General features: G+C 57.1%; 19 protein-coding genes and 1 tRNA gene. 9 read left to right on the plus strand and 11 right to left on the minus strand.

The genetic code is table 11. From position 1 onward, the window contains the following. Window positions 1-233: 233 nt before the first annotated feature. The 4 genes from fabG to IMCC12053_RS10405 all read right to left on the minus strand — a co-directional run bounded on the left by fabG (window position 234) and on the right by IMCC12053_RS10405 (window position 3336). Window positions 234-971 carry a 3-oxoacyl-[acyl-carrier-protein] reductase gene (fabG, locus tag IMCC12053_RS10390; protein WP_062218791.1) on the minus strand — a complete coding sequence of 246 codons (738 nt, stop codon included), beginning with the start codon at window positions 969-971 and terminating at the stop codon, window positions 234-236. Window positions 972-1026: 55 nt separating this feature from the next. Then, window positions 1027-1959 carry an ACP S-malonyltransferase gene (gene fabD / locus IMCC12053_RS10395; protein ID WP_062218793.1) on the minus strand — a complete coding sequence of 311 codons (933 nt, stop codon included), beginning with the start codon at window positions 1957-1959 and terminating at the stop codon, window positions 1027-1029. Window positions 1960-2112: 153 nt separating this feature from the next. Next, window positions 2113-2367 (minus strand): hypothetical protein, encoded by a 255-nt coding sequence (locus tag IMCC12053_RS10400; protein ID WP_062218795.1) that lies wholly within the window; start codon window positions 2365-2367, stop codon window positions 2113-2115. Between the two features lie 312 nt (window positions 2368-2679). Next, window positions 2680-3336, minus strand: a complete 657-nt coding sequence (locus tag IMCC12053_RS10405) for a hypothetical protein (protein WP_062218796.1) — start codon at window positions 3334-3336, stop codon at window positions 2680-2682. 325 nt (window positions 3337-3661) lie between these two features. Between IMCC12053_RS10405 and rpsF the strand changes: the two genes are divergently transcribed. The 4 genes from rpsF (at window position 3662) to IMCC12053_RS10430 (ending at window position 5526) form a co-directional block, all read left to right on the plus strand. Beyond that, window positions 3662-4018, plus strand: a complete 357-nt coding sequence (gene rpsF, locus IMCC12053_RS10415) for a 30S ribosomal protein S6 (protein WP_062218800.1) — start codon at window positions 3662-3664, stop codon at window positions 4016-4018. A gap of 22 nt (window positions 4019-4040) precedes the next feature. Beyond that, window positions 4041-4268, plus strand: a complete 228-nt coding sequence (rpsR, locus tag IMCC12053_RS10420; RefSeq protein ID WP_005852865.1) for a 30S ribosomal protein S18 — start codon at window positions 4041-4043, stop codon at window positions 4266-4268. A 13-nt stretch (window positions 4269-4281) separates the two neighbouring features. After that, complete coding sequence (gene rplI, locus IMCC12053_RS10425) at window positions 4282-4881, plus strand: 50S ribosomal protein L9 (RefSeq protein WP_062218802.1); 600 nt, start codon at window positions 4282-4284, stop codon at window positions 4879-4881. Window positions 4882-5052: 171 nt separating this feature from the next. Next, window positions 5053-5526, plus strand: a complete 474-nt coding sequence (locus IMCC12053_RS10430; RefSeq protein ID WP_062218804.1) for a lytic transglycosylase domain-containing protein — start codon at window positions 5053-5055, stop codon at window positions 5524-5526. 117 nt (window positions 5527-5643) lie between these two features. On the opposite strand, the gene tig is transcribed toward IMCC12053_RS10430, so the two are convergent. The 7 genes from tig to pdxH all read right to left on the minus strand — a co-directional run bounded on the left by tig (window position 5644) and on the right by pdxH (window position 14354). Further along, window positions 5644-6972 (minus strand): trigger factor, encoded by a 1329-nt coding sequence (tig, locus tag IMCC12053_RS10435; RefSeq protein ID WP_062218806.1) that lies wholly within the window; start codon window positions 6970-6972, stop codon window positions 5644-5646. Window positions 6973-7381: 409 nt separating this feature from the next. Further along, window positions 7382-7642 (minus strand): hypothetical protein, encoded by a 261-nt coding sequence (locus IMCC12053_RS10440; RefSeq protein ID WP_062218808.1) that lies wholly within the window; start codon window positions 7640-7642, stop codon window positions 7382-7384. A 20-nt stretch (window positions 7643-7662) separates the two neighbouring features. Then, entirely contained in the window at window positions 7663-11355 is a 3693-nt protein-coding gene (locus IMCC12053_RS10445) for a vitamin B12-dependent ribonucleotide reductase (protein WP_062218810.1), read from the minus strand. Between the two features lie 882 nt (window positions 11356-12237). Further along, a tRNA-Pro gene (locus IMCC12053_RS10455) sits at window positions 12238-12314 on the minus strand. Window positions 12315-12504: 190 nt separating this feature from the next. Then, the gene (locus tag IMCC12053_RS10460; protein WP_082389138.1) at window positions 12505-13017 is read right to left on the minus strand and encodes a DUF192 domain-containing protein; all 513 of its coding nucleotides are present in this window, start codon (window positions 13015-13017) and stop codon (window positions 12505-12507) included. After that, window positions 12989-13558, minus strand: coding sequence for a cold-shock protein (locus tag IMCC12053_RS10465; protein WP_062218815.1), 570 nt, complete (start codon window positions 13556-13558; stop codon window positions 12989-12991). Before IMCC12053_RS10465 ends, IMCC12053_RS10460 begins: the two co-directional genes overlap by 29 nt. Window positions 13559-13748: 190 nt before the next feature. Next, a complete protein-coding gene (pdxH, locus tag IMCC12053_RS10470) occupies window positions 13749-14354 on the minus strand; it encodes a pyridoxamine 5'-phosphate oxidase (RefSeq protein WP_062218817.1) in 606 nt (201 codons plus the stop codon). A gap of 157 nt (window positions 14355-14511) precedes the next feature. On the opposite strand from pdxH, the gene fabI reads away from it, so the two are divergent. The 5 genes from fabI (at window position 14512) to IMCC12053_RS10495 (ending at window position 19872) form a co-directional block, all read left to right on the plus strand. Further along, on the plus strand, window positions 14512-15315 hold the full coding sequence (gene fabI / locus IMCC12053_RS10475) for an enoyl-ACP reductase FabI (RefSeq protein ID WP_062218819.1): 804 nt from the start codon (window positions 14512-14514) through the stop codon (window positions 15313-15315). An 82-nt stretch (window positions 15316-15397) separates the two neighbouring features. Further along, window positions 15398-16012, plus strand: coding sequence for a LysE family translocator (locus tag IMCC12053_RS10480; protein WP_062218821.1), 615 nt, complete (start codon window positions 15398-15400; stop codon window positions 16010-16012). Window positions 16013-16037: 25 nt separating this feature from the next. Continuing rightward, window positions 16038-16544, plus strand: a complete 507-nt coding sequence (gpt, locus tag IMCC12053_RS10485; RefSeq protein WP_062218823.1) for a xanthine phosphoribosyltransferase — start codon at window positions 16038-16040, stop codon at window positions 16542-16544. Window positions 16545-16749: 205 nt separating this feature from the next. Then, window positions 16750-17946: an aminotransferase gene (locus tag IMCC12053_RS10490; RefSeq protein ID WP_062218825.1), complete on the plus strand. Its 1197-nt coding sequence runs from the start codon at window positions 16750-16752 to the stop codon at window positions 17944-17946. 75 nt (window positions 17947-18021) lie between these two features. Beyond that, window positions 18022-19872, plus strand: coding sequence for a SurA N-terminal domain-containing protein (locus IMCC12053_RS10495; protein WP_062218827.1), 1851 nt, complete (start codon window positions 18022-18024; stop codon window positions 19870-19872). Window positions 19873-19891 lie beyond the last annotated feature (19 nt).

Raw genomic sequence — 19891 nt, forward strand, 5'->3', positions numbered from 1 at the left:
GGGCCCGATGCCCACTTTTTGGTCTTGGCCCTCGGGCCGCTTAGATCATGTCGGGATCGGGAGAACTTTTTCAAGTCCTGATTTCCGAAAACCCCAAACATGGCTACGAGAATTTTACACTCTCATAACTAACTCGGCCCGCCTATAGCACACTGTACGAGGAGGGCAAATCATTTGTAACCCTACGTTAAAACTTCGCGCCAATGACACAAAGCCTTAACGCAACATAGGCCTTAGAGCATTGCCATGCCGCCGTTCACATGCACTGTTGCGCCCGTGGTATACCCTGCCTCGGCAGATGCGAGATACAACACAGCCGCCGCAATTTCCTCAGGGTTGCCCATACGGGCAGCGGGGATTTGCACGTTGATCTTGTCTTTTTGCTCGTCGGTCAGCTTATCGGTCATCGCCGTGGCGATAAATCCGGGCGCCACACAGTTCACGGTGATTCCGCGCGATGCGACCTCATAGGCGAGCGATTTGGACATGCCGACCATACCGGCCTTGGACGCCGCATAGTTCGCCTGACCCGGATTGCCTGTGGCGCCGACGATGGATGAAATATTCACGATACGACCCCAACGCGCCTTCATCATGCCGCGCATCACGCCCTTGCACAGGCGCATGGTCGAGGTGAGGTTGACGTTGATCACGCTATCCCACTCGTCGTCGGACATGCGCATGAACAACTGATCGCGCGTGATGCCTGCGTTATTCACCAAAATATCGACCGATCCCATGGCCTCAATCGCCTGTTTCGGCAGTGCCTCAACACTGTCTTTGTCGGACAGATTGCACGTCAACACATACGCCCGCTCGCCCAGTTCGGCGGCCAAAGCGTCAAGCGGCTCTTGGCGCGTGCCAGACAACACAACAGTCGCCCCCGCACCATGAAGCGCCTTGGCGATTGCGCCACCGATGCCACCAGATGCACCTGTGATAAGTGCGTTTTTACCTGTCAAATCAAACATATTACTGCCTTTCTTAAAGCGTGTTCCGCTTTGAATACCTGCGCCTGCTTCGCGCTTACGCTTTGAGTTTTGCGATATCGTCGGGTGTGCCAATCGCGGTGCACGCGATGTCACGGTCGATGCGGCGCACCATGCCGGACAAGGCCTTGCCTGCCCCGATTTCCCAGATTTCGGTGACGCCCTGCGCGCCCATGTAGGCGACACTTTCACGCCAGCGCACCGAGCCTGTGACCTGCTTAACCAACAAGGACCGGATGAGCGCCGGATCAGTCACCGCTGCGGCCTCGACATTGGCGATCAACGGCACACACGGTGCCAAAATCTCAACATCATCAAGCGCTTGCGCCATAACCTGTGCGGCGGGCTCCATCAGTGCACAGTGGAACGGTGCCGATACCGGCAATAGGACCGCACGTTTTGCGCCCCGCGCTTTGGCGATCTCGCACGCGCGCTCGACAGCCGCCTTGTGCCCCGACACAACCACCTGTCCGGGATCGTTGTCATTGGCGGCTTGGACCACTTCGCCCTCGGCTGCGGCCTCGGCAGCCACCTCTTGCACGGTTGCGAAATCAAGTCCTAATAGCGCCGCCATTGCGCCAACACCCACGGGCACCGCCGCTTGCATTGCTTGACCACGGGTCCGCAACAGGCGCGCGGTATCAGCCACCGAAATTGCCCCCGCCGCAGCCAGTGCCGAATATTCACCCAAAGAATGACCCGCAACAAACGCCGCATCCGCAACACTGAACCCTTCTGCCTCAAGCGCGCGCAAAGCGGCCAAAGAGGTCGCCATCAGAGCGGGCTGTGCGTTTTGGGTCAATGTGAGCGCGTCAATATCGCCCTCCCAAATCAGCGTAGACAGCTTTTCGCCCAAGGCATCGTCCACCTCGTCAAAAATAGCTTTGGCTGCGGGATAGGCCTCGGCCAACGCCTTGCCCATACCGATTGTCTGGGCACCCTGCCCTGGAAATACAAATGCGCGTGTCATGGTTGTCCCTCACGTTAAACGTCTTTGGGACATGGGAATAACGGGCGCTACGCCTCACGGCAAGTCAAAGGCGCAAATCATACGGCTGTGAGAGCAAGTCTGCGGAATGGCATACAGATGCCCAATGACGACCCTCACGCGCGTCACCCAAGCTTAGTTCTGGCCGCCACCAACACCCGCGCCCGCGCTTCCACCAGACCCGCCGCCCGTATCCGAGCCGCCAACGCCAATCTCAATCGCCTTGATGTGCTCGTCCAATGCGCCCGCATAATCCAGAGATCCACGCGACACCGTTGTCAAAACGCCCACACCCAACATCATCACGGTCGCAGTCAGGACAACAAAGTCCACCGTAACCGCGCCGGCCTCACGCCGTGCATAAGATTTGAATGTTTCAACGAGTGTCATGGGTTCACCTTCTCTGTGCGGTGAATCTACGCCCATCCATCGGGAAAAGCCTACAAAAAGAGAACAGATTGGTTAACGGCCCAAATCGCCATATACCTAAACGTTTTCAAAACCTTGAAAAAAAGACGTCACAAAATCAGGGCCTAAAACCCTCACTTATTTACCAATCTTTGGTATCTAAATTTTACTAAAATTTTCGATGACATTGAATGGCTTTAAACCTGCCCGCTTTTCGACACACGCCCGCCGCCGCCCGCTCACAATGCGCGATATCGCCCAATTCGTGCCGTTTTGCGATTCTATCGCAGAGCGCTATACCGCTTTTCCAACAGGCTCCGCTGCGGGGTACGCGCGCCCGACACGCGCCGATCCAAATGGCGTTGGAACAACCGACTGTATGCCAGTCGGCGCATGTAAATTCACGTTCATGGCATTCCACAGCCCCTGCATTTCGTGCTCAGAGCCGGAACACAACTCTACGGGCGTCTTGAGCGATGTGATCCGCACGAACAACCGTGTGCGCCCGCCCGACATCGCGGAGCGCCGTAAAAACAACGACCCGATCTCATCAAATCCGATCACGTTGGCCAAACGGGTCTCGTCCTTGCGATTGCGCCACACCAGCCTGATCTGTGAGCGTTTGCGATCCACCTGAACCTCGCGGTGAAGCCCCCGCGCCGCCACCTGCAAAAGCGACAACCCAGTGAGCCCGAACGAGAGAGATAACCCGATTTTGATCCCCAAAACACTTGCAGTGACAACGGACCCTGGCAATATCCATAATCCGGCGGTCATCAACACGCCCGCATAGCCCGCAACCGCGACACAGGCCTCAACCCCGTCAAGCCACAGACGCATGGGACGGGCGCGTGTTACGCGGTAGCCGTAATTTGTGGCATGGCGCGCAATCGTAGACGCCTTAAAGCTAGGGGATGTAGAAAAGCCGGTGGATGCTGACAGATCGGACATTGCACGCTCGTTTTTGGTTAATCTTTAGCAATCTTTGCCGCCCAACGCGGCGATAATATGGCAAAGTTGCGCAAATTCGACGCCAACAGCCCCACCGCCCCCCGCCGCCGCGCACCATAGGTCACATATCGCGCCCAAAAACGTGAAATATCGAAGAAAACAAGGCCAAATCCACGCCTTTCCCCTTGCGCCACAAAAACAGACCCGTATAAGAGCACATCCTTTCCGCAAAGGATTTATGAACCGCGTAGACTCTCGTGGACGGGCTGCGGAAAGGCCAAACGCCCGCCCTATGAAATACGCTTGATATAGAACTGGAGCACTCATGCCGCTTTACGAGCATGTCTTCATTGCGCGTCAGGACCTGTCCAACGCACAAGCCGAAGGTCTCATCGAACATTTTGGTACTGTCCTCGCCGACAACGGCGGCAAACTCGTAGATCACGAGTACTGGGGCGTCAAAACGATGGCTTACAAGATCAACAAAAACCGCAAGGGCCACTATTCCTACCTGCGCACCGACAGCTCCCCTGCTGCCGTGCAGGAAATGGAACGCCTGATGCGCCTGCACGACGATGTGATGCGCGTTATGACCATCAAGGTCGAAGAGCACAAAGAGCTGCCTTCCGTCCAGATGCAAAAACGTGACGAGCGCGAAGAGCGCCGCCCACGTCGCCCGTAAGATCTAGGAAAGGACCTTTAACATGGCCGCAAAACCATTTTTCCGCCGTCGCAAAGTCTGCCCGTTCTCTGGCGACAATGCACCCGCGATCGATTACAAAGACACCCGTCTTTTGCAGCGCTACATCTCTGAGCGTGGCAAAATCGTTCCCTCCCGTATCACCGCAGTATCTGCGAAAAAACAGCGTGAATTGGCCCGTGCCATCAAACGCGCTCGTTTCCTCGCTCTTCTGCCATACGCCGTTAAGTAAGGAGTACTGAACAATGGACGTTATCCTTCTTGAACGTGTGGCCAAGCTTGGCCAAATGGGCGATGTTGTTTCTGTAAAACAGGGTTACGCACGTAACTTCCTGCTTCCACAGGAAAAAGCATTGCGCGCCTCCGCTGCAAACATCGCAGCTTTCGAAGCACGCAAAGCACAGCTCGAAGCACAGAACCTCGAAACCAAAAAAGAAGCCGACGCATTGGCTGCCAAACTTAACGGCACCAAATTCGTTGTCATTCGCTCTGCATCCGATTCCGGTGCGCTTTACGGCTCCGTAAGCCCGCGCGACATCGAAGAAGTTGTAAGCGAAGGTGGGTTCACCATTTCCCGCAAACAAGTCATTATCGGTCACCCGATCAAAGAGCTTGGCCTGCGCGACGTGACGATCCAGCTTCACCCGGAAGTCGCCGCGACTGTTACGTTGAACATCGCTCGCTCCGCTGAAGAAGCCGAACTTCAAGCCGAAGGCAAATCCATTCAGGAATTGGCCGCTGAAGAAGAAGCACAAGCAGAATTCGAAATCTCCGAATTGTTTGACGAAATCGGCTCCGCCGCTGACGACAACGATCGTGATGACGCTGCTTCCGACGACGCATAATCGTCGCTCAAATGACTTTGGAAAGGCCCTGCCAGTTTTGGCGGGGCCTTTTCTTTTGGGCTGCCCGTTGACGGCAAGCCACGCGCAAATTTCCGCCACCCCATTCAATCACGCTTGGCAATAGGGGCTGCGCATGGTCCTGTCGCGCATACTCAGTGACAAAGGTTATCCATGCCCCACATTTCCCGCCGCGTTGTTTTCCTCGCCCCCCTCGCCCTGATCGCTTGTGGCAAAGCGCCCGCCCCTCTTGAGACCAGCCGCGGCTACAATCCGCCGATGTTTCCCAACGAGACGCCAGAGTTGCGCGGCCTCATCAACACATGGGCCGACCACTACGAGATCCCGCGCGCATTGATCCACCGCCAAGCCGTGCGCGAGAGCACCCACCGCCCGTGGGCGCGCAATGGGCCGTATTGGGGTCTGCTGCAAATCCTGCCACAAACGGCGCGCACCATGGGACACCGTGGCCCCGCCGACGAACTCCTCGACCCGAATGTGAACCTGCAATGGGCGGGAAAATATCTCAAAGGCGCCTATCTGGTGTCTGGCGGCAACATCGACGGCGCGATGAAATGGTACGCCAAAGGCTACTATTACGAGGCGAAAAAGATGGGCCTGCTATACGAGACGGGCCTGCGCAGCTAGGCCATCCCTGACACCGCGACACCCCAAACGCCAACGAAAAAGGCCGCCCCAATCGGAGCGGCCTTTCTAAGTCATCGGTTCGAGAAACGCACCGGCAAGCCCGGCGCGACTCGCGCCTTATTCGTCGTCGAGGGCTTCGACGGCTTTTTCGAGGTCTTCTTTCGAGACTTCTTTTTCTGTCAGATCAGCGTTTTCAGCAATCCAGTCGACAACTTTGTCTTCAAACAACGGCGCTTGAAGCTGCTGACGCATCTGTTGGTTTTGCTGAACGAATTCAAAGAACTCGCGCTCTTGGCCCGGATACTGGCGCGCTTGGTTCATCACAGCTTGTGTGAACTCAGCGTCGGTGATCTGGATCTCTTGCTTTTGACCGATGTCAGCGAGCAACAGGCCCAAACGCACGCGGCGCTCGGCCAGTGAGTTGTGCTCGTCTGTGGTCTCGATCTCAGGGTGATCGTGGCCTTGAACCTCTGGGTTCTCTTCGTGCCACAACTGGTGCGCGATCTGCTTGGCTTCTGCCTCAACGAGCGAGGGCGGCAAGTCAAACGACACGATAGCGTCGAGTTGATCCAACAGACCACGCTTCATGACAGCGCGCGATGCACCGGCGTATTCGTTTTCAAGACGCTCGGTGATCTGACCTTTGAGGGTCGCAAGATCTTCGGAGCCGAACTTTTTAGCAAGCTCGTCATCGATTTCAGCCGCAACAGCCGCGTTTACCGATTTGATTTTGCATTCGAACACAGCGGCTTTGCCCGCGAGGTTGGCGGCACCATACTCTTCGGGGAAGGACACTTCGACGTTCTTTTCGTCGCCGGCCTTCACGCCCACAAGCTGCTCTTCAAAGCCGGGGATGAACGAGTTGGATCCGAGAACCAGCGGGTAATCTTCGGCGGCACCGCCGTCAAATGCTTCGCCGTCAACTTTGCCAAGGAAGTCGATCACAACCTGATCGCCGTCTTCGGATTTGCCTTTTTTCTCTTCGAAATTCTGCGCCGTTTCTGCGAGGTTTTTCAAAGCATCGTCAACTTCAGCGTCAGACGCTTTCACGACGAGTTTCTCAATCTTCACACCGGACAGGTCGGCGTCAGGGATCGCGGGCAAAGCTTCGTAGGACATGTTGACAACAACATCGTCGCCCTCTTTCCACTCTTCGCCACCTTCCATGACCACGTTTGGCTGCATGGCAGGTTTGTCACCTGTTTTCTCGAAATGCGCGGTCATTGCACCATCGACAGTTTCCTGCATCGCATCGCCAAGAACACGGGGGCCGTGCTGCTTTTTGAGCATCGCCATAGGAACTTTGCCTTTGCGAAAGCCCTTCATCTCGATCTCGGGCTGCGCTTCTTTGAGTTTGGCGAGCACTTTTGCGTCAAGCTCGGATGCGGGGATGGTGATCTGATAGCCGCGCTTCAGACCTTCGTTGAGGGTCTCGGTGACCTGCATGTTGGCGTCCTTCTTAAGTCTAATTACGTCTCACTCAGACCGCCCGAGGGCCGTCCTAATAAATCACTGGCCGTTCTAGGGGGTCGCCCCCCCTCTTGCAAGTCCAATCCGCCCGATGTCGCCCCCGCACCCCACAAAAGAAAGGGGCACCCCCAAGCCGCGCCCAAGAGCATGGATCACCACGCATCGCCGCGCGGGGTCACCCTCACATAAATGGCGCGCGCCCATTAAAAAAGGGAGCCTAGAAAGGCTCCCTAAGGTTCGCTGATCAGGCTCATGATTGATACCGCCCGGTAATTTTATTGCCTGCGGCCTGATCCACGTCGAGAGCGAACGCATCCGCTCCAGAACCGTGTTCGTGAGAACCGTCCCCCGCCCACATATGCGCGGTCAGGGGACATTGCTTGGCTTAGTGCAACACGCGCCCTGCGGAGCTGTTGACTGAGAAAACGGCCGAACACCCATGGCCCGCGTCGGTGCAATAGGTCTGCACCGAATAGGTCACATCGAGGCTTGGCATACCGCGAAGGACGATGGTGCGGCTCTCGTCAAACGCCGCAGCCAATGGCCCCGCCGCCTCACTCGAAAAATCCGCCATGATCGTGTTGCCGCGCATTTGCACACGGTCGGCCACACAATCCTGACCCGCAATATCGAAAATCAATTCCATCGTCTGTTCCGTCCTAAATCTTAGCTACAGCCAGAGGTGCCGCCACATGTGTTGCACTTCATGCAGGTGCCGTTGCGCACGAGCGTGTAGTTGCCACACTCGCCACATGGATCACCCTCGTAGCCTTGCATCTTTGCCTTGACCCGCGCGTCCATCGACACGGTGCCAGTAGACATTGCCGTGCCAGAGGACACCGAGGCCGCAGCGGAGGCTGTCACCTCAGGCACCAAGGTCTGAAGCGCCGCTTGTGCATCGGCTGCATTGCTAAACGCCATGGCGCCCGCACCGCCCTGAAGCACAACCAACTCTTGTGGAAGACGCTTGCGCAGGTAGCCCGTTGAGGAAATCTGCTTGAGCACTTCGATCGATTTGGCCGAGGCCGCCTCGGACGGTTGCGACACGTTGGACTTGCCCTCGTTTTCACCGCGTCCCAGATCGTCGAACGCATGACCCATCGGTTTAACATGCGCCAGATCGGTGCGGTCCAGATAAGACACAGCCAATTCACGGAAGATGTAGTCGAGGATCGACGTGGCGTTCTTGATGCTGTCGTTGCCTTGCACCATGCCCGCAGGTTCGAACTTGGTGAACGTGAACGCATCAACGAATTCCTCAAGCGGCACGCCGTACTGAAGGCCGACAGAGACCGCGATCGCGAAGTTGTTCATCATCGCGCGGAACCCCGCACCCTCTTTGTGCATGTCGATGAAGATCTCGCCAAGCGCGCCACCCTCGTATTCGCCGGTGCGCAGGTAGACTTTGTGTCCACCAACGTTGGCTTTTTGAGTGTAGCCCTTGCGACGATCCGGCATCTTTTCACGGCCGCGTGCGACCTCTTTGATGATGACCTTTTCGATGATCTTCTCGGCAAGAACCGTTGCTTTCTCGTGGGTTGACCCGTTGGCGAGAATTTCCTCGGCCTCTTCGTCATCCTCAATGAGAGCGGTGGCGAGCGGCTGGCTCAATTTGGAGCCATCACGGTACAATGCGTTGGCTTTAACACCGAGCGACCAAGACAGCTCATACGCCGCCAGACAGTCGTCGATTGTCGCGTTGTTGGGCATGTTCACCGTCTTGGAAATCGCACCAGACAAGAACGACTGCGCCGCAGCCATCATGGTGATGTGGCTTTCAACCGACAGATACCGCGTACCTTTTTTGCCGCAAGCATTCGCACAATCAAAGATCGAATAGTGCTCTTTCTTAAGGTGCGGCGCGCCCTCTAGGGTCATTGTGCCACACACGTGGTCGTTGGCCAACTCGATGTCTTTCTTGGTGAAGCCAAGCGAGCGCAGCAAGTCAAATGACGGATCGTTGAGTTTTTCCGCAGGGATACCAAGGGTGCCTGTGCAGAACTCTTCGCCAAGCGTCCACTGGTTGAACACAAAGCGGATATCAAAGGCGGAGGGCAAAGCGGCCTCAATCTTTTCAATCTGTGCCTGACCAAAGCCGTGACCGATCAAAGATGTGTGGTTGATCCCTGGCGCGTTGCCGATGGAGCCGTGGCCCACTGCGTAGGCGACGATCTCTTCGACTTCAGCGCTGGAATAGCCCTGCTTTTCAAGAGCCGCCGGTACAGAGCGGTTGATAATTTTGAAGTAACCGCCACCCGCGAGTTTTTTGAATTTCACGAGTGCGAAATCCGGCTCGATCCCTGTGGTGTCGCAATCCATCACCAGACCGATGGTGCCGGTTGGCGCAATCACAGAGACCTGTGCGTTGCGGTAGCCGTTCTTTTCACCCAGCTCTAGCGCATCATCCCAAGCGGTTTTGGCCAGATCGACCAGTTTCGCATCGGGGCAATTGGCGTGATCAAGGGCAACAGGTTTGACGTCGAGACCCTCATAGCCCGTTGTTTTACCGTAGGCCGCATTGCGGTGGTTGCGAATGACGCGCAGCATGTGCTCGCGGTTCTTTTCGAACTTGTCGAATGCGCCCAATTCACCGGCAATCTCGGCGGACGTGGCATAGGAGACACCGGTCATGATCGCGGTCAACGCCCCTGTCAAAGCGCGGCCCTCGGCACTGTCGTAGCTAAAGCCGAGGTTCATCAGCAAGCCGCCGATGTTGGCATAGCCCAGACCCAGCGTGCGGAAGTCAAACGAGCGCTGCGCGATCTCTTTGGACGGGAATTGCGCCATCATCACGGAGATTTCAAGCGTCAGTGTCCATAGACGTGTCGCATGCATGTATTCGTCTGCATCAAACACGCCGCCCTTGAGGAAGGTCAGCAGGTTCATAGAGGCAAGGTTACAGGCCGTGTCGTCGAGGAACATGTACTCGGAGCACGGGTTGGAGCCACGGATCTGCCCGTCTTCGGGGCAGGTGTGCCATGCGTTGACGGTGTCGTGGAACTGGATACCCGGATCGGCACAGGCCCATGCGGCGTGGCCAACGTCCTGCCACAGATCGCGGGCTTTGACGGTTTTGGCGACTTTCCCATCGGTGCGGCGGATCAATTCCCAATCGCTATCGTCTTTGACGGCTTTGAGGAACGCATCGGTGACGCGCACAGAGTTGTTGGAGTTCTGGCCGGACACAGACGCGTAAGCCTCGCTGTCCCAATCGGTGTCATAAGTCGGGAACTCGATCGAGGAATAGCCCTGTTTTGCGTAATCCAACACGCGCTTGACGTATGTCTCGGGGATCGCGACCTGTTTGGCCGATTTGATCGCGCCTTTGAGGGCGGTGTTTTTGGCCGGATCAAACGCGTCCGCCTCTTTGCCGTCCCATGTGCCGATGGCATCAAAGATCGCGTTGAGTTGACGTTCGTGCATTTTGGAGCCCGCGACGATGGACGCCACTTTTTGCTCTTCGATCACTTTCCAGTTGATGAACTCTTCGACATCGGGGTGATCCATGTCGCAGATGACCATTTTGGCCGCACGGCGTGTGGTGCCGCCCGACTTGATCGCGCCCGCAGCGCGGTCACCGATTTTGAGGAAGCCCATCAGGCCGGAGGATTTACCGCCACCCGACAGCGCCTCGTTCGAGCCGCGCAAGGATGAGAAGTTGGTGCCTGTGCCGGAGCCGTATTTGAACAAACGCGCCTCACGCACCCAAAGGTCCATGATGCCGCCATCGCCGACGAGATCGTCGGCTACGGATTGAATGAAACAGGCGTGCGGCTGTGGATGCTCATAGGCAGAGGTCGAGCGGGTCAATTCTTTGGTTTCAAAGTCGACGTAGTAGTGACCTTGGCCAGGACCATCGATGCCGTAGGACCAATGCAGGCCGGTGTTGAACCACTGTGGCGAGTTCGGTGCGGCCATTTGACGGGCGAGCATGAACCGCATCTCGTCATAGTAGGCGCGCGCATCGTCCTCGGAGGTGAAATAGCCACCCTTCCAACCCCAGTAGGCCCATGCGCCTGCGAGACGGTTGAACACTTGTTTGGCGGAGGTTTCACCAACGAAACGCTGATCTTCGGGCAATTTGGCAAGCGCATCTTCGTCGGGAACGGAGCGCTGAAGGAAGGCAGGAACGCCCTTCTCTTTCACCTTTTTGGTCGCCGCAGGAACACCTGCTTTGCGGAAATACTTCTGTGCGATCACGTCAGAGGCCACTTGGCTCCACGTTTCGGGCACTTCGCAGTTGTCGAGTTTAAAGACGATGGTGCCATCGGGATTGCGGATCTCCGAGGTCGTCATGCTGAACGCGATGCTCGCGTATGCGTCTTTGCCTGCCGTGGTGAAATTACGATCTATTTTCATTTTTCTGCCCTGTCGCTCTCATGCGTATCGTCACTAAACACTTGCCGTCCTAGCGGACCTGAAATCTACATCTAGTATGCGGCGCGGGAGGGAAAAGCGAAAATACGCAAAATCAACGCGGCGCCTGACTGGAGGCGATTGATTCCGTATCATCACTATATGTGCAGGTCTGTCCTGTGCTCCAATACCATCACGTGCTGGCCTGCTTGTGCGGGGAATGGCGTTAAAACCTTACCCTGCGCAGATCTGTGCGCGTCTTAGTATCGGCCTCGACGGCCCCGTGTCCCTCACCGCGGTTAATACTATATGTAGTAGCCAACCACTCGGCCCGCACAATGTGCAGCGTTTTTACGCCCTCGGTCAACGGAAATTTCACGTTTTGTTAGCCGTTTTTGAGTTGACCGATTTTACCCACAGGACATGCCGATTCGGATAGGTTGGCGCATTCGATTTTTGCCTTTGTTTCTGACCACTTCGCAGGTGCATTTGAAACGTTACACAAGGCAATGTGGATAACCCTAAAATCCCGTGTATGGAATAATTTGCGCGCCATGGCGGCACCTGCTCGAAAAGCGACCAAACACCACATGTAGTGGTCAAATCCTGTGCGCGCCCCTCAACAATGCGCCCTAACCTCAACTATACAGGGGGAAAAGTCACTTTGGGGTTTGTGAGTCGACACCTTGGACACCTCACACAGCGCATCACACGGCCTCGAATCAATTTAAGCGTGTGCGCGCAAAAGCACGAGCCGCCTCTCACAGATCGGCGTGTTCGAAAGATCAAAGGGAGGAGAGACGCCAACCGCAAACATCGCGACCGCCCGAGGCAGTCAACCACCGCAAAGTGGTCATCGCGATATGCGAGAGATGTAAGTAGATGTGGTCGGGGCGAGAAGATTCGAACTTCCGACCCCCTGTACCCAAAACAGGTGCGCTACCAGGCTGCGCCACGCCCCGACCGTGCGCGTTTCCTATAGCCTGTTCGCGCCAATGAAAAGCCCTTTTTGCGGGTTTTTTTGTTTATCCGCACTAGCGATCAATTCGCACGGCGCACAATGTAGATTTACAAGGCTTTGAGCATCGTTTGTCCGGCACAGCACAGGTGCAAACACCGCAATTTGCGCCATAATAACGGCCTAAAGTGCGATCACGGATCACAGGGGGCGGCGGCGTCCGGCCCAAAGGCAGGATGGCGCAGCGTATCGCCCGCTTGCAACCCAAGCTGCGCCGCCAGTCCACCGTTAATCTCAAGAACGGCAAACACCGCATCCCCACCCTCGATCGCGGTTAAATCCAACGGCACGGCATTCTCATGGATACGCGTAACAACGCCGCGCTCGTCCACAAACAACATGTCCAAAGGAATAAGGGTGTTTTTCATCCAGAACGCCGCACGCCCGGGACGCTCATAAACAAACAGCATCCCTGAAAAGCGCGGCATCTGTTCGCGGTGCATCAACCCTTGGGCGCGCTCGCCCGCATCATCGGCAACCTCAACCGCAAATCGCACGGTGCCAAAGTCGCCCGACACAACCGCCTGATCAAACGCACAAGGCTGCGCTTGTGCATGAGACGCATAAAAGCCCCCCACGCACAGCGCAGCCCCTGCAATCACCCAATTGCGAATGAAATCACTCGTCGATTTCGTGGATGTCTTCATCATATTGGATCGCCACGCCATCTTTCATCGCCACATCCCATGCGGTGACCTGTGCGGCCATACGGCCACGTCGGCCTTCGATGACGCGCAGTCCAACCGCTTCGCCGGGCATCAAATCAGCCAGACCGGAGCGGCGCAAGACCTCAACGTGCACAAAGATATCTTCGGCGCGCCCGAACGCGTTGGCAAATCCGAACCCTTTGGTCTTGTCGAACCATTTCACGCGTGCCGGCTCCAACGGAAGATTTTCCGTCTCGCCATCAATCGGCTCCAGATCCTCAAGGATCAGACCCTCACCCAAATCAGGAGGCGTAATCTCAATCACTTCGACGGCCTGCACACCACGGTCGGTCTTTTGAACCGAAAGCGTGATCTTTGCCATATCGGCGACCGAGCTTTGTCCAAAATTGCGCAACACATTGGCATGGAGCAAAATGTCAGATCCACCTTCGTCTGACACCACAAATCCGAACCCTCTAACCGGGTCAAACCACTTCACATGACCTGAAATCACGCTCAGGTCTTCATCAACATCTGTCATATATACACATAGGAGCGCTACCGCTCCCTCCATTCATATGGGCACTCACAACAAGTCCCCTCTCATCCCGAGATCAGAATTGAGACAGATTGGCGCACGATGCAAGCCACGCAAACCTGTCTTTTAGAACAGGTAGAGGGGTCACGTAGCGTCACCCTGCCGCGTTAGATGTGTGATGAAATACCAATGATTATGGGTTTAATCGTTCGATGCACCACGCAGCATCTAAAGTGTCTCTGCGCCAGCGAAAGCGGTCATGCAGACGAAACTCGCCCGCCGCCCAAAACTCGATTTCAACGGGGAGGATTCGGTATCCGCCCCAAAACTCGGGCCGCTTTGGATTTAGGCCGCGTTTAAGGCCTTCTTTGGCAACGGCTTCCATCAATGCGGCCTTTGAGGCCAGCGGGCGCGACTGTGTGGACGCCCATGCCCCGATACGACTGCCAAGAGCGCGCGAGTTATAATAGGCATCCGACCCCTCATCGCTTTCACGCTCGACAATGCCACGCACCCGCACCTGCCGCTGAAGGCTTTTCCAGTGCATCACAAAGGCCGCTTTGCCGCTGGCCTCGATCTCGGTGCCCTTTTGGCTCTCATAATTGGTAAAAAAGACAAAGGCGTCATCCGCGATCTCTTTGAGCAACACCATACGGGCATTGGGCAGACCGTCCGGATCAACCGTCGACAGTGCAATCGCATTGGGATCGTTGATCTCGCTGCCTTCGGCCTCTTTGAGCCACGCCCGCGCAATCTCGAACGGATCGTCGCCTGCGAAAATACCTTTGCGTTTGTCCATCACCCTGCCCTCCTTGGCCATCTCCCTCCCAATTAGTGCACTCCACCCCACACGACAAGTCGCGCTAAGTTTGCGCGCACACGGGCAAAACCTTGCGAGATGCGTTCAAACCGCCTAAAGCCTGATACAACAGGTAAATACGGATAAAGGACCGACCATGACAAAACTTATGGAAGGCAAACGTGGCCTCATTATGGGCCTCGCCAACGACAAATCAATCGCTTGGGGCATTGCAAAGGCTCTGGCGGAACACGGTGCGGAGCTTTGCTTTTCCTACCAAGGCGAGCAACTCAAGAAACGCGTAGACCCATTGGCCGCGCAACTTGGCTCCGATTTCGTCGTGCCATGTGACGTAACAGACGGGGCATCCGTCGATGCGCTCTTTGCCGATATCGAGGCGCGTTGGGGCAAGATCGACTTTATCGTCCACGCCATCGGGTTCTCCGACAAGGCTGAACTGCGTGGCCGCTATGTCGACACCAGCCGCGACAACTTCAACATGACGATGGATATCTCCGTCTATTCCTTTACCGCCGTGGCACAACGCGCCGCCAAGCTGATGACGGATGGCGGCTCGATGATCACCATGACGTATTATGGTGCCGAACGCATTATGCCGCATTACAATGTCATGGGCGTGGCCAAAGCGGCCCTTGAGGCTTCCGTGCGCTACCTCGCCGAGGATCTGGGCAAGGACGGTATCCGCGTCAACTCCATCTCCGCCGGTCCGATCAAAACACTCGCCGCGTCGGGCATTGGTGATTTCCGCTATATTATGAAGTGGAACGAATACAACTCGCCACTGCGCCGCAATGTGACAATCGACGATGTGGGCGGCTCCGCGCTCTACCTCTTGTCCGATCTGTCATCGGGTGTCACGGGCGAGACGCACCACGTTGATGCGGGCTACCATGTTGTCGGCATGAAAGCCGTCGACGCGCCCGACATCACAAAGGGCTAATGGCACGCCACCTTTAGAGTATCATCCCCGAGGGCCCGTTTTGCAACGCGGCCCTCGGAGTTCATTTGAGACAGGCCGCCTTATGACGCTGACCATCTTTTTGTCCATTCTCGCCCTGCATTTCGTTGCCGCTATGTCACCCGGCCCTTCGTTTGTGGTGTCCGTGCGCACCGCAGCCTCCGAAGGGTTTCGCCCCGCAGGCGGGCTTGCGGTCGCCTTTGGCCTTGGTGCGGTGATCTGGGCCATGGCGGCGATGTTTGGACTGGCCTTGATGTTTGAAGTGGTGCCACGCGCCTATGTGGCGTTCAAAGTGGCGGGGGGGCTGTTTTTGGCATGGATCGGATATAAAACCATCCGTCACGCCCGCGACCCTCTGCCCGATGTGGCCACCTTGGCCACGCCGCGGTCCTTGGGCAACGCCGTTCGCCTAGGCCTGTTCACACAGCTCGCCAATCCCAAACCCGCCATCTTTTTTGGTGCGGTTTTTGCAGGTCTGATCCCGCAAGGCACGCCCCTTCCCGTTCTTGCCGCGCTGCTATTTTTCGTCTTTGTTAACGAAACCATGTGGTATGTGTTTGTCGCGGTTGTTTTTTCGCGCAAAAAGGCCCGCACGGCTTACGGGCGCGCTAAACTTTGGACCGACCGTATCTTGGGTGGCATGATTGCCGCTTTTGGACTAAAAATCGCTACGACCTAATGCTCATCTCTAGAAAGAACCTCACATGACCGATCCGCTTTTGCCGCATGAAAAAGGCTTTCACGTCTCTTGGGACCAAATCCACCGTGACAGCCGCGCATTGGCGTGGCGCCTTGATGGCAAAGGCCCCGATGATGGCGCATGGCGCGCAATCGTGGCCATCACCCGTGGCGGTATGGCCCCCGCGATGATCATCGCCCGCGAGTTGGACGTGCGCACGGTTGATACGATCTCGGTCAAATCCTACGACCACCAAGACCGCTCCGAGGCCACGGTGCTCAAAGCGCCCGACGCCGACATGATGGGAGACGGCACAGGCATCTTGATCATTGATGATCTGGTGGACAGCGGCAAAACCCTTGAGCTGTGCCGCAAACTCTACCCCAACGCCCATTTCGCCACGGTCTACGCCAAACCCCAAGGCCGCCCACAGGTCGACACCTTTGTCACCGAAGTCAGCCAAGACACATGGATCTTTTTCCCCTGGGATATGGCCCTGCAATACGTGCAGCCCTATCGCGGCAAAGACTAAAGCCCGCGCGCTAGGTCGAACGGGGAAACCCGAAACGTAAAACGTTCCGGTTCACGCGCAAAAATAGCCCGTAATCTCAACGCCTTCGCCCCTGTGCGAGGGCGTTTTGCGTTGAATGCCCCGCTTTGTGTGCGCGGCCATTGTCAGTCCGCCGCCCGCTGCCTAAGTATAAATCAACGGATGATTTGACGCTTAGGAGCCCCCAATGGCCACCACAACGCCCCTGCCTCTTGCCACCCCGATGGCACGCACCTCCCGCTCTCCAATTGTCGAGGCCCAGTCATGGGTTGCGGGCAAAACCTTTGCGCCAGATCGCCCCTTGCTCAACGTGTCCCAAGCCGCACCAATGGCCCCGCCCCCGTTGGCGTTGCGCCAAGAAATCGCGCGTCTCGCGGTCGAAGATGACGAGGTGCACCTGTACGGCGCCGTTTTGGGCCTCGACGCTCTGCGCGCCGAACTCGCCCGACAGGTCAGCACCACCTATCACGCACAGGTCAACGCCGCAGATATCGCCATCACATCAGGCGCGAACGAGGCCTTTACCGCCGTGATGTCGACACTGGCGGCCAGCGGTGATGAGGTCATCCTTCCAACCCCTTGGTATTTCAACCATAAAATGTGGTGCGATATGGCGGGCGTCACCGCCGTGCCCCTGCCCACAGGCGCGGATATGCTGCCCGATCTGGAACAAGCGGCAAGCCTCATCACACCGCGCACCCGCGCCATTGTCCTCGTCACGCCCAACAACCCCGCAGGCGTTGAATACCCATCCGAGTTGCTGACAAAATTCTACGTTTTGGCGCGCACACACGGGATTGACCTCGTGGTCGACGAGACCTACCGTGATTTTGACGCCCGCGAAGGCGCGCCGCATATCTTGCTGCGCCAACCCGACTGGCGCGACACATTGGTGCAAATCTATTCGTTTTCAAAAGCCTACCGCCTCACGGGGCACCGCGTTGGCGCCCTCACTGCCTCGCCCGAGCGGCTATTACAGGTCGAAAAATACCTCGATACCGTCACCATTTGCCCCAACCAGCTTGGCCAACGCGCGGCCCTTTGGGGGATGCAAAACTTAGGCGACTGGCTTGCGGGTGAGCGCGACGAAATCCTGAAACGCCGCCGTGCGCTTGAGGACGGGTTCGCACCGCTTGCCGCAAAGGGCTGGACGCTCTTGGGCACCGGCGGTTTTTTCGCCTATGTCGCCCACCCGTTCGATATGGCGTCAAGTGCGCTTGCGCCGTGGCTCGTCGATCATGCGGGCGTGCTGGTCTTGCCTGCCACATTCTTTACCCCTGCGGGGGATCCGCGCGGCGCGCGCGAGCTGCGCATTGCCTTTGCCAATCTCGACTGTGACGCGATCACGGACCTTTTAGAGCGTTTGCAACAGATTGATCCATGATCCGCGCCAATCTGGCTTGCGGGTCCGCCACGAACCGCCTAGACATTTCGCCACAGTTAAGGAGAGACCAAGAACATGGCGAGCGGTAAAGGCAGCGGCGGAAAAGTAATCGCAATGGGCATTGTAGGCCTGTTGATCTTGGGTCTTGGCGGATTTGGAGCCACCAATTTCGGCGGCACAGTCCGCAGTGTTGGCGCGGTCGGCGACCAAGAGGTCGACCTCAATGTCTACGCCCGTGCTTTGCAAAACGAATTGAGCGCCCTTGAGCAACAGACCGGACAACAAATCACGGTCGCCCAAGCCACGCAGCTCGGCGTCACCAACCAAGTGCTCGACGGTCTTTTGACACGCGCCGCCCTCGACGGTGAATTGGCGCGCCTTGGCGTATCCGTGGGCGACGACGAAGTGCGCCGCACGCTGATGAGCATTTCCGCCTTCCAAGGTGTTGACGGGACATTCGACGCCGACACCTATAAATTCGCCATTGAGCGCCTTGGTCAGACCACGAACGAATTCGAAGCATCCCTGCGCAGTGATACCGCGCGGGCCTTGCTTCAGGGGGCATTGGCCACTGGCGTTGTGATGCCAGACGCCTACGCCAAAGTGATCGTAGACTGGCTTGGAGAGCGGCGCACCGTTAGCGTTGCAAGCCTGACCTCCGTGGACCTCGACACACAAGTAGAACAAGCCACAGACGCGCAAATCACCGCGCAGTATGAGGAAAACCCCGCCGCCTACACCGCACCCGAGACACGCGATGTGACCTATGCGTGGCTGTCCCCGACCATGATTTCCGACACTGTTGAGCTGGACGAAGCCAGCCTACGCCAAATCTACGACGATAATATTGCCGCCTACATTCAACCCGAACGCCGCCTCGTGGAGCGTCTGGTGTATGGCAGTGATGCCGATGCACAGGCCGCAGCCGACCGTATTGCGGCGGGCGAGACCACATTCGACGACGAAGTGACCGCACGCGGTCTGTCCCTTGCCGATATCGATTTGGGTGACGTTGCACCAAGTGACATTGGCGCAGCTGCCGATGCGGTATTTGGCGCTCAGGAGCTTGGCCTTGTCGGTCCTGTGATGTCCGACCTTGGACCTGCATTGTTTCGCGTAAACGGCGTGCTTGAGGCCTCTGAAATCGCATTCGAGGATGCGCGCGACGATCTGGCCAAAGAGATGGCAACGGATGCCGCACGCCGCGAGATTGGTGATCTGGTTGAAACCCTCGATGACCTGTTGGCCTCTGGGGCCACACTTGAGGAATTGACCGCAGAGACGGCGATGGAGTTGGGCCAAATCGACTGGTCCACCGCATCCGAGGATGGGCTTGCCTCCTACGCGACCTTTGTCACAACCGTTCAGGCCGCCCAAGTCGGTGATTTCCCCGAGATTATTGAACTGTCCGATGGTGGCATCTTTGCCCTGCGTCTCAATGCAATCAACCCCGCCGCCGTGCGCCCTTTGGATGAGGTGCGCGACCAAGTGGCCGCAGATTGGACTGCAAGCGAGACTGCGCGCCTATTGAACGCCCGCGCAATCGATATCCAGACCGAAGTGGCCGCAGGCACCGCAATGGACGCGCTTGGCCTACCTGTCGAGACCTTTGCAGATATCACGCGCCGCGATTTCATCTCCACAATGCCACAAGGGTTCATTGACGCTGTGTTCGCACCGGGTCTGGCGCTCGGGGCGACAACTGTGATCACAGGCGCAGACCGCGTTGTGATCGCAAGAGTGGACGCCGTGCAGCCGCCCGATGCCAACACCGAGATGGACGAGATTGCCGCAAGCTACGCCGAGCAAGCCGCACAGGGTGCCGCCCAAGACGTGATCGCCGCCTTTGCAAACGCCATGCGTGTGCGGGATGGCGTCACCGTGAACCAAGCGGCAATCAACGCCGTGCACGCCCAAATGCCCTAAGGCGTTCCACCGTCTATAG

The sequence above is a fragment of the Celeribacter marinus genome, from assembly GCF_001308265.1.
Taxonomy (GTDB): Bacteria; Pseudomonadota; Alphaproteobacteria; order Rhodobacterales; family Rhodobacteraceae; genus Celeribacter; species Celeribacter marinus.

Coding starts and splice junctions, on each gene's coding strand:
- tig (WP_062218806.1), bottom strand. CDS start 6,972: ATGCAGGTCACCGAGACCCTCAACGAAGGTCTGAAGCGCGGCTATCAG.
- IMCC12053_RS10405 (WP_062218796.1), bottom strand. CDS start 3,336: ATGTCCGATCTGTCAGCATCCACCGGCTTTTCTACATCCCCTAGCTTT.
- rpsF (WP_062218800.1), top strand. CDS start 3,662: ATGCCGCTTTACGAGCATGTCTTCATTGCGCGTCAGGACCTGTCCAAC.
- IMCC12053_RS10460 (WP_082389138.1), bottom strand. CDS start 13,017: ATGAAGACATCCACGAAATCGACGAGTGATTTCATTCGCAATTGGGTG.
- IMCC12053_RS10430 (WP_062218804.1), top strand. CDS start 5,053: ATGCCCCACATTTCCCGCCGCGTTGTTTTCCTCGCCCCCCTCGCCCTG.
- IMCC12053_RS10400 (WP_062218795.1), bottom strand. CDS start 2,367: ATGACACTCGTTGAAACATTCAAATCTTATGCACGGCGTGAGGCCGGC.
- fabI (WP_062218819.1), top strand. CDS start 14,512: ATGACAAAACTTATGGAAGGCAAACGTGGCCTCATTATGGGCCTCGCC.
- IMCC12053_RS10440 (WP_062218808.1), bottom strand. CDS start 7,642: ATGGAATTGATTTTCGATATTGCGGGTCAGGATTGTGTGGCCGACCGT.
- pdxH (WP_062218817.1), bottom strand. CDS start 14,354: ATGGACAAACGCAAAGGTATTTTCGCAGGCGACGATCCGTTCGAGATT.
- gpt (WP_062218823.1), top strand. CDS start 16,038: ATGACCGATCCGCTTTTGCCGCATGAAAAAGGCTTTCACGTCTCTTGG.
- IMCC12053_RS10480 (WP_062218821.1), top strand. CDS start 15,398: ATGACGCTGACCATCTTTTTGTCCATTCTCGCCCTGCATTTCGTTGCC.
- IMCC12053_RS10490 (WP_062218825.1), top strand. CDS start 16,750: ATGGCCACCACAACGCCCCTGCCTCTTGCCACCCCGATGGCACGCACC.
- IMCC12053_RS10465 (WP_062218815.1), bottom strand. CDS start 13,558: ATGACAGATGTTGATGAAGACCTGAGCGTGATTTCAGGTCATGTGAAG.
- IMCC12053_RS10495 (WP_062218827.1), top strand. CDS start 18,022: ATGGCGAGCGGTAAAGGCAGCGGCGGAAAAGTAATCGCAATGGGCATT.
- rpsR (WP_005852865.1), top strand. CDS start 4,041: ATGGCCGCAAAACCATTTTTCCGCCGTCGCAAAGTCTGCCCGTTCTCT.
- fabD (WP_062218793.1), bottom strand. CDS start 1,959: ATGACACGCGCATTTGTATTTCCAGGGCAGGGTGCCCAGACAATCGGT.
- rplI (WP_062218802.1), top strand. CDS start 4,282: ATGGACGTTATCCTTCTTGAACGTGTGGCCAAGCTTGGCCAAATGGGC.
- fabG (WP_062218791.1), bottom strand. CDS start 971: ATGTTTGATTTGACAGGTAAAAACGCACTTATCACAGGTGCATCTGGT.
- IMCC12053_RS10445 (WP_062218810.1), bottom strand. CDS start 11,355: ATGAAAATAGATCGTAATTTCACCACGGCAGGCAAAGACGCATACGCG.